We start from the raw sequence: 11,572 nt of genomic DNA, 5'->3' as shown, positions 1-11,572 counted from the left end.
TGTTCCCCCGGAACAAAAAGTATATATATTTGAAATGGAAGAAAAACTTAGATTATTTGATCTTGCACGTCACCAGGTCAGCAAATATCCCGATCTTAACATGTTTGCTCACAAACTGGATGGCAAGTGGAGCTATATCAAAACGGCTGATTTTCTTGAAAAAGTGGACAGTCTGTCCAAAGGACTAATTGAACTCGGTGTCAAGCCCAACGAAAAGGTTGGTCTTATCGCAGGCAGTAGTATGGAATGGCACATGATAGATTTTGCTATTCAACAAATTGGCGCAGTGGTTGTAGCCATCTATCCCAATATTACTGACGCCGATTACCAATATATTTTTAATGATGCCGAAATCAGAGTCTGCATCGTTAGTAATAAGAGTCTATATGACCGCCTGATGAACCTAACGGAGTCCATTTATACATTAAAATATATCTTCTGTATTTCGGAACAGGAATCCACAAGAAGTTGGAATGAACTCAATGATTTAGGAGTAAACTGTCCAGAAGATAAACTGATTCAGTTACGTGATCAAATCAAACCCGAAGATCTGGCCACATTAATTTATACCTCCGGTACAACGGGTAAGCCGAAAGGCGTTATGCTCTCCCATAATAACATTTTTTCGAATGTGCTTGGAGCCGCAGAAATCACGCCCTGCAAGGCTTATGATCGAGGACTAACTTTTCTTCCCCCCTGTCATGCTTATGAGCGGATGGTACTCTATACCTACATGTACCTGGGCTTTACCATACATATTGCAGAGTCTTTTGATAAAATTGGTGATAACCTAAAAGAGGTAAAGCCACATATCATGACCGTGGTTCCCCGCATCCTCGAGAAGGTTTATGAGAAAATCATGAAAACAGGTCATGAGCTTACCGGATTCAAAAGAAAAGTATTTGATTGGGCCATTAATATCGCTGAAGAATATGACCCTAATCCCATCAAGAGAAGTTTTGCTTATAATATGAAGCTTAAACTTGCCAAACAGCTTGTACTCAACAAATGGTACCAAGCCTTGGGTGGCGAGCTGTTAACCGTTGCTTCAGGCTCTGCCTCGCTGCATAACAGACTGACGCGAGCTTTCTTGGCTGCCGGAATTCCATTATATGAAGGATATGGTATGACTGAGGCATCACCTTTAATCTCGGTTAACCATTACATTAAAGGAATACGCATAGGCACTGTTGGGCTCCCAGTTCGGTTCGTAGAAATCAAACTTGCTGAGGATGGCGAGATCTTGGTCAAAGGGCCTAATGTGATGATGGGCTATTACAAAAATAAAACCGAGACTGACAAAACGATTATAGATGGCTGGTTGCATACAGGCGACATCGGCAAATGGGAAGATGAGAAATTCCTAAAAATTATAGATCGCAAGAAAGAGATGTTCAAAATTTCAGGTGGCAAGTACGTTATCCCGCAACCTATAGAGACCAAACTTGTGGAATCTAAATTTATAGAACAAGCCATGGTGATTGGTGACGGGATGAAATTTGCTTCAGCATTTATTGTACCCAATTATTCCCACCTATTGGATTGGGCAAAAAACGATGCTCCAGAACTCGCAGATATGACTAAAGAGGACTTCTTGACTAATCCTGCAATTATCAAAAAGGTAAATCAGGAAGTACGTCGCGCCAATCAGCACTTTGGCAATTGGGAGCAAATCAAAAAGCCTATTATTTTAAGGGATGAATTCACTATTGAAAATGGAGAACTGACACCGACCTTGAAAATGAAGCGTAAAGTTATTCTCGAACATCATCAGGAAGAATTTAATAATCTATATCAAATGGAGATCGATTAACCGATATCACTCCTATTTTAATGTATCTTCGCACTTATTTATAAAAAGTATCACATGAAATTATTAAAGGATAGAATCCTTAATGACGGCAAAAGCCTCGCTGGAGGCATACTCAAAGTAGATAACTTTATCAATCATCAGATGGATCCCGTATTGATGAAATCTATTGCAGTAGAATTTATACGTCGTTTTGCAGATCTACCCATCAACAAGATCATAACAATTGAAGCGAGTGGTATTGCACCAGCGATCATGTTGGGCTACCTCTTAGAACTCCCCGTTGTTTTTGTTAAAAAGGCAAAACCTAAGACTATGGGTGATATGTATGTTAGTGAAGTACATTCTTTTACAAAAAATCGAACCTACGATATCTGTGTGAGCAAGGAATTTCTCTCCACGGATGACAAAGTGCTCTTTATCGATGACTTTCTTGCCAATGGAAATGCAGCATTCGGTATGCTGGATCTCATCCAACAGTCTGGCGCAGCATTATTGGGTATGGGCTTTATTATTGAAAAATCCTTTCAGGAAGGTGGCGAAAGATTACGGAAATTATCCGATATCAGAATAGAATCTTTAGCACGCATAAAATCTTTGGAAGTGGATAAAGTCAGCTTCGAAGAAGATTAACAACACAAACAAAAAGCCTCATTTCAATAAAGAACGAGGCTTTTTAAGTTTAAACAACAAGATAAATTATATTTTTAATCCCAACGATAGTCGTTATAAAAATCTTCTGGGTGTCTGCTGATCGGCACATCCTTCACCACACGTATGTTGGCTGCCCCTAAGTTAACGTTTAACATGAAAGAAGGTACATTAGCCGAAAAACTCCAACGTCCGTTTCTCATATAAACATATCCGTTGCGATAAGGGTCATAAAATGTTTTATAGTCCCTAAAATAAACGTGATGTCTATTATCATATCGATGTGCTCTCGCCCATGCTGGCGGGCCATGCCTATATTCCTTACGATAATACTTGGCTACCTTTTTATGATATTTCCGGTCTTCCTTATCTCTTTTTTCCCAGTATTTCTGTTCTTCACGATCTCTCTTTTCCTCATATTTCCGATGCTCTTTCTCATGCTTCCATTCGCGGTCATTTCCACGATGCTGAGCCGACGATTCTTTTGGAGTTATTAAAGCAAGTCCTCCTATTGCTAATGCGAAGTATATTATCTTTCTCATAACCAGACAATTTAAATTTATAAATCAAGTACAATACCGCCTACTTTTTCACCTTTTTATAAGCGTTTCTATTGGTATGACATTCGTGTCTAAACAAAGGTTTAATTCCTCATCGAAAATTTAATTTGTTGGGATATTTAGGCACTTTCATTCCAGCCAATTTAACGTATCTTTGCAGCATGTCCAATACAGGTTATATTACTGAAGATACAATTGTCGCATTGGCGACATCGGCTGGTGCCAATGGTGCGATTGCTGTGATTCGCGTTTCAGGTCAACAGGCCATTAAAATCACCAATGACATTTTCAAGGGTAAAGATCTGCTCCAACAAGCTTCCCATACCATTCATTTTGGAACCATTCGCGATGGTGAAGAGATTATAGATGAAGTACTCGTATCCCTTTTTGTCGCTCCAAACTCTTACACAAAAGAAAATTCGGTAGAGATCTCTACACACAATTCCAAATATATTATTGAGCGTATTATTAATTTGCTCATCAAAAAAGGAGCTCGGGCTGCCCGTGCTGGTGAATTTACGCTTCGTGCTTTCCTCAATGGTGGAATGGATCTTTCACAAGCCGAAGCTGTAGCCGATTTAATTGCCTCCAATTCGGCAGCATCCCATCAAATTGCCATGCAGCAGATGCGGGGTGGATTTTCCAATCAACTTAGATCCCTCCGTGAGGACTTGATCCACTTTGCCTCTCTTATTGAACTAGAATTGGATTTTTCAGAGGAAGACGTAGAATTTGCGAATAGAGATCAGCTCAAAACCCTAATCAATAAAATAAAAGTAATTGTTCAAAAACTGGTTCAGTCTTTTGAACAAGGTAATGTGTTAAAGAATGGTGTTCCTGTAGTCATTGCAGGGAAACCAAATGTAGGTAAATCAACCCTATTGAATGCTTTCTTAAACGAGGAACGTGCCATTGTCTCGGACATCGCCGGGACTACACGTGATACCATTGAAGATGAAATTAATATCCATGGTGTAACCTTCCGGTTTATAGATACAGCGGGTATTCGTGAGACTGCAGATATCATTGAAGCGAAGGGAGTTGAGCGTACACGCGAAAAAATGAAACAGGCTAGATTGATTATCTATCTTTTTGATCCAATGCAAGATAAAATAGATGAAGTTCAATCGCAGTTGCTAGAAATTGAAAATCTTCAAATTCCATTTTTGACCATCATCAATAAATCTGATTTATTATCTGACAAACAAAAAGCTGAATATGAACCGCTTACTCCGCTTTATATTTCAGCGAAAGAGCAGATAGGCGTAGAAGAATTGAAGGATGAACTGATCAACAAAGTACAGCTGGGAAATTTAAATACAGACGACGTCATGGTAACTAACATCCGACATGTAGAAGCCTTGCAAAAGACATCAGATTCTCTGGAGCGCGTATTATTTGGTATTGATAATCCTGTAACTTCGGATTTCTTAGCGATGGATATCCGTCAGGCCTTGTATCATCTTGGAGAAATCACAGGTAGTGTATCTACAGATGATTTACTGGATAATATCTTTTCCAAATTCTGTATCGGAAAATAAATAGGTAAAACAGAACAAACTAAAACAAATCAATAATCAAATCCCTTTACAATGGGAGCTATTCGTATCGTCGAGCTGGTTTTATTAAAGAAACCGCCCGAAAGTTTTACAGAAGTTAAACCACTATTCTTACTGAGGTAAATAAGTTGTCAAAGCTATCATACCTGGATAGTCCCAAAAAGTAAAAACCTTCTATAAGTCGGTTCTCTATTTGAGCGTTTATGTTGTACTGTGTTCTCATTAAAGTTATTCCCAAGCAATTGATTTCTTAATCTTCATAATGCATCGTTTTTGTGTTTACCTAATCAAACCACGTTCTTGGGATAAGTGCATTATAAGTCTCTGGCTGGTCAAAAGATCCTCTCCATTCCTCAACTAAATGTATATTCGAATCCTCCCCCAATAGTTTCTATCATCTCTTTCCTATTTACTACTATAAAATTAGCTTGATGGAACTAACGAGAAAAATGATTCTTAAAATTTTAAAATCACATCACTATTCTCCATTTGTATATTCACCTTCTACATAACCACCGTTAACATAACGGGAAGTATCATGCGTGTGCCAGGCATAAATCCCTGATATCATTATCCCAAGATCCTGAATGTAATCTGACACCATATTATCCCAACCGTCAAAAGGAGGCAAATGATTCTGTAATAATAAAAATTCGTTTAAATAATCATTATGAAGTTCAAGAGCTTTCATGTAAGCCTCCTGAATTGATATTCCGTATTCCTGTTTTAACACTTTTACTAGATTTAAAGTATCACCCTCCCTGTGAAGCTCTTTCGGCAAGGAAATAATATCATTATGGATGGCGATTATTAAACAGCAAAGTGTTCGATAACGTTTAATATAAAGATGATCAAAGATTTCATCAGGAAGCTGACGATAATCTTTTTGCATTGCCACATAATCACAGTATGGCAAAACACCGCTTGTGCCTTCTCTGTTAAGCAGGTAAACTGCAAGCGGAGGGATTGAGTTGGTTCTGTAATATATTTTTTCTTCCGCAAAACCTTTAATAGTATCCCTCACTGAATTTATAAACCTCTTGTATAAATGCTCCGGAAATTCAACCTTAAGAGCATCTTGTCTCAGCACCCAGAATAACCGTAGTATTCCATTTTCTTTTGGCTCATTCGGATCAGCACCTGTTAATAATGCATAAGCACTATTCATTATACTATGCATTTTATCATGCGGACATCTATCAAAATAGTCATCCATCATTGCCCCATTTGCCGTATAATTCGCAAGAGGCAGCAATTCATCAATAGATCGTAAAAAAGGGCAACCACGTGCAGCAATATCACATAAATGATGCTTTTTATGTTTTTCACGGGCTTCTTTGCTATGAATGATATATTCTGTATCAATCCAATTATAATACTCCTGACGTAGCTGCTCGAAATCCGGATGAATAAAATTAGGAAAAGGATATGTAGGTTTAGGCAATTGCAATAAGCCTGCATAAAACTCTTCGTCGGTTAAGGATGTTTTCATAATAATTTTATATGTTTTTGGTTAGATTAAAATAAAAATAATCCCACATTGTTCAAATTATTAATTAAAAAAATATTCTAAAAAAATAGAACATTTAAAATTCTTTCATCGAAATCCAATTTGAAAACTAATAAAATTAAGAACATGAAAATAAGATCAAAATAAACTACTCCTACAGCTTATCCCATCAAAGAAGCGACAATCCTCTAAATAATGACCGCCCCTCTAATCTGTTCCGGTCGACTACGATTAAATCAATTGAATCAGCTTATAAACATTAATAATATATGCATAAATCCTTTAAAATATCTTCCAAATCTTGGAAATAAAACATAAATAGAGTTGTCTATTAGCCAACTTTATCACTTCTAAATTTAAGAATAATACTGAGGTAAAACGCAATAATCAAAGGTTTCGAACCAAGTAGCATTGCCATTATTTACTATTTTCTATCAAATTAACAATCTCTTTTAATGGTAGTTGCAATAAAAAAATAAATATCATTGAGTATTCATAAATTTTTTTAAATTTGTTATGAATGAACATTCAGTTAGGAGAATTATGGGAGGAGAGAAAGTAGATAAAAAAACTCAGATTGTAAAAACAGCATTACGGTTATTTTCAGAACAGGGTCTGCAACAGACATCAATGGCACAACTTTCAAAAGAGTCAGGAGTTGCAGTAGGAACAATGTATTTACATTTTAAAAGTAAGGATGAATTGGTTGAAGGATTATTTCTGCATATTCAAGAATCGTTTGGTAAAGCGGTTAATCTTTCTGAAGTAGAAATGAAAGCTTCTTACAAGGATCGTTTTTTTATTTTAGGCAGAAAAGTACATCATTATTATGTAGACAATCCTACGCATTTTTTTGTTGTGAATACCCTCAATTATTCACCATATATATCAAAAGAAATTACAGAATTGGGAAGAACCTATTATCAGCAGTCTGTAGACCTGATGACTGAGGGACTTGAGAACGGATCATTTCAACCTATTAATATTGTATTATTAATCCGGTTTATTTATAATGCCGTAATTGCACTGGTTCAGGTACAGCTCAAGGATAATATTGAAGTTACAGAACATATGATAGACCAAAATATTGAAAGAATATGGAAAGCTATTTCGTAAAAAAAATTTAATATAAAAACTGAATGAATATTCATTTAAAAGTGGATATCATTAATAACTAATGATTTAAAAAAAATTAATTACAATGACAGCACAAGAAGCTTTTAATCAATTAGACCCTAAGAAATGGGCAGAAACTTCAGTAGTGGAAAAACTTCATTTACTGGAAGAAGTACAGAATAACCTGAAAAAGTATGCAGACGATTTGGGCACCTCAGACCAAAAAATGAAAAACACCATCTTGGGTGAAGACATTTACACGCATGCTGAATCGGTATTTGCAACGGCAGTTCCTTTGGCAGGAAACGTTTCGGCCTGCATACAGCTTTACGAATCCATCGCGAAGGGTGAAATGCCAAAACCTTTGAATATTACCAAAGTAAATGACGACACCTATGATGTACACGTATTCCCAATGGATGCCAAGGATAAAGTACTCAGCGGAACACAAAGCGGACATTTACGTGTAAAAGGAACTCCGAAGCAGGTAAATCCTTTAGAAAAGCCAGCCGGAGTAACAGCCATTTTGGGTGCCGGAAATTACAGTTCATCACTTGAAATGGTAAAAGCGCTTTTTTACGATAACAAAGCTGTCATCCACAAACCGCATCATCTAAACGAAGAAACCGATGCTATTTGGGAAAAGATTTTCCAGCCTATTATCGAGTTTGGAGCCTTACGCTTTGTTTCAGCAGACCAGGGACGGGAACTTACAACAATTGATGGTTTAGCGGCCATCTATTTCACAGGGGGAACAGGAACGGCCAAAGCAATTATGGGCAATACCAATACCCCTATGGTAGCTGAGTGTGGTGGCAATAACCCCTGCATTATTGTTCCCGGCGACAGACCCTGGACGAAAAAAGAAATGGAACATCAGGCCAATCAGATTGCTACGGTTGCCAAGCTCAATGGCGGTGCTGTATGCGGACGCCCGCAAACACTGGTGACTTCCAGACATTGGGAGCAGAGAAATGAATTTTTAAATGCTCTGAGAAAAGCTCTTTCTGAAGATACTCCGGCTGCCGGAGCCTATTATCCTGGCACAGACAAAGCAGAGGAAGGTTTCAAAAAAGCCTATCCGAATGCAGAAATCTTAAAACCTGAAAACGGCAGATTCAAACATGCCAATTTTATGCTTATTACAGGTTGTGAAGAGGACAGCTATGCCACACAAAACGAAGCATTCTGCCAAATTATGAATGAAGTTGCATTAGACGTACCAGCCAATGCCAAAGATTTTTTACCAAAAGCTACTGCATTTTGCAATGATAAATTATTGGGCTCATTGGGATGTATGCTTCTGATAGATGAAGACACAAAAAAGGCCCACCAAAAAGAATTAGACACAGCCGTTAACAATTTGAAATACGGAGGAATAGCCGTAAATACTATTCCTGTATTTGTATTTTTAAGCCCATATCTGACTTGGGGCGGAAATGAGCAAGGTAAAGAAATGGTATCCGGTTCCGGCAATTTCGGAAATCTGTTGGGATTTGAGAACATTGAAAAATCAATTGTTTACGACGAATTTGTATCTCCAGGACATATGCTCCGTACCAATCAAAAGGCTTTTGACCATCTTGCTAAAAACATGGCGAGCTACTCTATGCATCCCACTTGGACGAACTTGGCAAAAATGGCCGGAACAGCCGTAATTGATGGTTTAAGAAAAAAAGATTTTTAAATTTTTATTAATACAATGATGAGAAAGACAATATTTATCACAGGATGCAGTAGCGGCATAGGACGTATAACTGCCAAATATTTCCAACAAAAAGGGTGGAATGTGGCAGCCACTGTCCGCTCTAATCCGGAACAAGATAAGGAGCTTAACAGCTTAGATAATGTGCAGGTCATAGCACTGGATGTTACAAAAGAAGATACCATACAATCTGCAGTACAACAAGCCGTTGAGCGGTTCGGAAAAATTGATGTGCTCCTCAACAATGCAGGATATGGTTCTTATGGTATCCTGGAGGCTACACCTGAACAGGCAATGCGGATACAGTTTGATGTCAATGTAATCGGTACCTTACTTGTGACCAAAAACATAATCCCGATCATGAGAAAACAGCAGGAAGGAATTATTATAAATATTTCTTCCATGGGTGGTAAAATTACCTTGCCTCTTGGCACCTTGTACCATGGTTCAAAATTTGCCGTGGAAGGACTCAGTGAAGCGCTATCATTTGAACTTGAACCTATTGGAATCCAGGTAAAATTAATTGAACCAGGAATGATCAATACGAATTTTGAGGATACCGTTATGAAGAACCTCAATATAGACCCATCACAGACTGAATATGCTCCATTTCTGGAAAAAGTAATGATTGCAATACAACAAGCCGGAAGTGGAGCTTCAGAGGCAATTGTTGTGGCCGAAAAAATCTATGAAGCCGCTACCGACAACAAAAAACAAATGCGCTACATCGCAGGGGTAGATGCTGAAGAAATTATAGCAGCCCGTAAACAATTGGATGATGACAGTTACTTATCCCTTATCAAACAAAACTGGGGTTTATAATATGGAATTTTTGCAGGAACTCAGTATATGGACAAAAGGTGATGCGCTGCAAGGCAAAATAATGGTAGGCATAGGACTTATTTTAGTGCTGTGCCTGATATTTGGATTCAAATATGAAAATCCTTTATTAAAGGGGATGTTCATTCCTATTTGCCTGCTAACAGCGGCTTCTCTGGGGTATGGAAGTTTTCTTACCTATTCCAGAGCAAAACACCTCAATACGGTGACAGAACAATACCGGCATAACCCAAAAGAAACAGTAAAAATGGCCTTAGGTAAAGCTCAATCCGACCATAAAATTTACATTATTCTAAAAATTGTTTGGAGTGCTTTGCTCATTCTTTCTGTACTTATTTTTTTATTTACTGTAAAAGAATATTACAAAGGGCTTATTCTCGGATTATTCTGTTTATTCGTTGGATTTTTATTGATAGAGACATTTTTACACAGCCGATTAACCCATTGTTTTGAAAATGTTTCACGACTTGATAAGGTGAATTGAGAACTCTGGTATTGGCAAATAGCGTATGATAACGATTTCAAAAAATTTTCCAAAAGAATTAAAAATTCTATTTAACGCAAGATATTAAAAAAATAGCACAAGATTTTTAGGGGAAATATTCGATACATCTTAACAAATATTTCGTCATTTTGGTATTTATTTGTCCCTAAAATTTTTGATACAAATTTTAAGGTACAGTTGAGAAGGTGAATTATTTATTTTTCTATTATAATTGGTTTGTTTTCAGAATATTTGTAACTTCGTTATAGTTATTAATAGTTGGAAAAAATTAAAACTCTATTTACCCCTCGTGGTGAATTAAACTACTGACAGTCAAGATTATTCACTTTTTGTATCGGAAAATAAATACAATAAAAAGAACAAGATAAAACAAACCAAACATTTGATTTCTTAAAATATTACAACATCCCGTATTTTGTAAGAATTCTTCAGTGTTTGGTTTGCTTTTTTATAAATCCCCTCACCTGTCCCTCATACTAGACAACATTTCCAAGAAAAAGTGTATAACTTAGTGGTCTATCAAATTGCCCAATCTTAAAATTCTTGATATTAGATATCATAAAGGTTTAGAAGGCCTTAACTACACCCAACGGATAGAATTTGAATCCCTCACTAAGCCGCCGCATTATTTATCCAATTCGCTGATCGCCTGTTTTACATATTCATCATTGAGATCCTCCTCAGTAATCCGATCGCTCCAGGACAAATAGCCATCTTTATCTTTGGCAAAACAACCGGACACCGTACTTTTGACTTTAAACGTTTTATAGTCTACATGATCTAAAATGCCATGGCGATTTTCATAGATATGCCTTTTATCCTTGGCATAACAATCGCCAAGCGCCACAAAAGTTGCATGATCAGCTTCTTCAAAAGTAGAAAAGCTTCCACCGTAAGCCATTGCATAATAGCGATAAATATGTTTTTTATCTTTGTAAAATGCACTGTTTAGCTTTTGAAACGTACTGGTATCAATAATCGTATTCAAGGGTTCTTCTGTATTAAAGCCCATTCGTGTAAGATAACTATCAACAAAAATGATACCTTCATTTCCAACAGGAACCATTTCCTTCAATCCGATATCTCCATTTTTATTAATCCATAGATCGTCTTTCAGCAGTCTCCATTCTAAGCTCCTATTTGTGCTATCAAGAGCTTGTGCAAGCATTTTGTCCCGCTGCCTCTCCATCTCATTAGGGCACCTAATTTTCTGGATTCCAGCAAAGGACAATAGCCCACCAAGTTTCTGCAGTTCCTTTTCTTGAATAATATTTGTATCTATCTGATAGATTCCCATGCGAAATCGGTATAGATTA

General features: G+C 37.1%; 10 protein-coding genes. 7 read left to right on the top strand and 3 right to left on the bottom strand.

Features of this window, described 5'->3' with window-relative positions:
* Positions 1-34 precede the first annotated feature (34 nt).
* Together OGI71_RS04255 and xpt are read left to right on the top strand one after the other, a co-directional pair.
* Positions 35-1,813, top strand: a complete 1,779-nt coding sequence (locus OGI71_RS04255; protein WP_282254073.1) for a long-chain fatty acid--CoA ligase — start codon at positions 35-37, stop codon at positions 1,811-1,813.
* A 54-nt stretch (positions 1,814-1,867) separates the two neighbouring features.
* Complete coding sequence (gene xpt / locus OGI71_RS04250; RefSeq protein WP_282254072.1) at positions 1,868-2,443, top strand: xanthine phosphoribosyltransferase; 576 nt, start codon at positions 1,868-1,870, stop codon at positions 2,441-2,443.
* Positions 2,444-2,517: 74 nt separating this feature from the next.
* Here the strand turns inward: xpt and OGI71_RS04245 are convergent, their stop codons facing one another.
* Positions 2,518-3,003: a hypothetical protein gene (locus tag OGI71_RS04245; protein ID WP_282254071.1), complete on the bottom strand. Its 486-nt coding sequence runs from the start codon at positions 3,001-3,003 to the stop codon at positions 2,518-2,520.
* Between the two features lie 179 nt (positions 3,004-3,182).
* On the opposite strand from OGI71_RS04245, the gene mnmE reads away from it, so the two are divergent.
* Complete coding sequence (gene mnmE, locus OGI71_RS04240; protein WP_282254069.1) at positions 3,183-4,562, top strand: tRNA uridine-5-carboxymethylaminomethyl(34) synthesis GTPase MnmE; 1,380 nt, start codon at positions 3,183-3,185, stop codon at positions 4,560-4,562.
* A 496-nt stretch (positions 4,563-5,058) separates the two neighbouring features.
* Here mnmE and OGI71_RS04235 read toward each other — a convergent pair whose 3' ends face one another.
* The gene (locus tag OGI71_RS04235) at positions 5,059-6,072 is read right to left on the bottom strand and encodes a terpene synthase (protein ID WP_282254068.1); all 1,014 of its coding nucleotides are present in this window, start codon (positions 6,070-6,072) and stop codon (positions 5,059-5,061) included.
* Between the two features lie 534 nt (positions 6,073-6,606).
* Between OGI71_RS04235 and OGI71_RS04230 the strand changes: the two genes are divergently transcribed.
* The 4 genes from OGI71_RS04230 (at position 6,607) to OGI71_RS04215 (ending at position 10,235) form a co-directional block, all read left to right on the top strand.
* Entirely contained in the window at positions 6,607-7,206 is a 600-nt protein-coding gene (locus OGI71_RS04230; RefSeq protein WP_282254067.1) for a TetR/AcrR family transcriptional regulator, read from the top strand.
* Between the two features lie 85 nt (positions 7,207-7,291).
* On the top strand, positions 7,292-8,893 hold the full coding sequence (locus tag OGI71_RS04225; RefSeq protein ID WP_282254066.1) for an aldehyde dehydrogenase family protein: 1,602 nt from the start codon (positions 7,292-7,294) through the stop codon (positions 8,891-8,893).
* Between the two features lie 15 nt (positions 8,894-8,908).
* Entirely contained in the window at positions 8,909-9,733 is an 825-nt protein-coding gene (locus OGI71_RS04220) for an SDR family oxidoreductase (RefSeq protein WP_282254065.1), read from the top strand.
* Position 9,734: 1 nt separating this feature from the next.
* Positions 9,735-10,235, top strand: coding sequence for a hypothetical protein (locus tag OGI71_RS04215; RefSeq protein ID WP_282254064.1), 501 nt, complete (start codon positions 9,735-9,737; stop codon positions 10,233-10,235).
* A gap of 646 nt (positions 10,236-10,881) precedes the next feature.
* On the opposite strand, the gene OGI71_RS04210 is transcribed toward OGI71_RS04215, so the two are convergent.
* On the bottom strand, positions 10,882-11,553 hold the full coding sequence (locus tag OGI71_RS04210) for a DKNYY domain-containing protein (protein ID WP_282254062.1): 672 nt from the start codon (positions 11,551-11,553) through the stop codon (positions 10,882-10,884).
* Positions 11,554-11,572 lie beyond the last annotated feature (19 nt).

The sequence above is a fragment of the Sphingobacterium sp. ML3W genome (genome assembly GCF_029542085.1).
In the GTDB taxonomy this organism is placed as follows: domain Bacteria; phylum Bacteroidota; class Bacteroidia; order Sphingobacteriales; family Sphingobacteriaceae; genus Sphingobacterium.
This window is presented reverse-complemented; position numbering and strand designations above follow the sequence as displayed.

What these genes read in the sequence shown, in the direction of transcription:
- OGI71_RS04255 (WP_282254073.1), top strand. Translation starts at nt 35, where the DNA reads ATGGAAGAAAAACTTAGATTATTTGATCTTGCACGTCACCAGGTCAGC.
- xpt (WP_282254072.1), top strand. Translation starts at nt 1,868, where the DNA reads ATGAAATTATTAAAGGATAGAATCCTTAATGACGGCAAAAGCCTCGCT.
- OGI71_RS04245 (WP_282254071.1), bottom strand. Translation starts at nt 3,003, where the DNA reads ATGAGAAAGATAATATACTTCGCATTAGCAATAGGAGGACTTGCTTTA.
- mnmE (WP_282254069.1), top strand. Translation starts at nt 3,183, where the DNA reads ATGTCCAATACAGGTTATATTACTGAAGATACAATTGTCGCATTGGCG.
- OGI71_RS04235 (WP_282254068.1), bottom strand. Translation starts at nt 6,072, where the DNA reads ATGAAAACATCCTTAACCGACGAAGAGTTTTATGCAGGCTTATTGCAA.
- OGI71_RS04230 (WP_282254067.1), top strand. Translation starts at nt 6,607, where the DNA reads ATGAATGAACATTCAGTTAGGAGAATTATGGGAGGAGAGAAAGTAGAT.
- OGI71_RS04225 (WP_282254066.1), top strand. Translation starts at nt 7,292, where the DNA reads ATGACAGCACAAGAAGCTTTTAATCAATTAGACCCTAAGAAATGGGCA.
- OGI71_RS04220 (WP_282254065.1), top strand. Translation starts at nt 8,909, where the DNA reads ATGATGAGAAAGACAATATTTATCACAGGATGCAGTAGCGGCATAGGA.
- OGI71_RS04215 (WP_282254064.1), top strand. Translation starts at nt 9,735, where the DNA reads ATGGAATTTTTGCAGGAACTCAGTATATGGACAAAAGGTGATGCGCTG.
- OGI71_RS04210 (WP_282254062.1), bottom strand. Translation starts at nt 11,553, where the DNA reads ATGGGAATCTATCAGATAGATACAAATATTATTCAAGAAAAGGAACTG.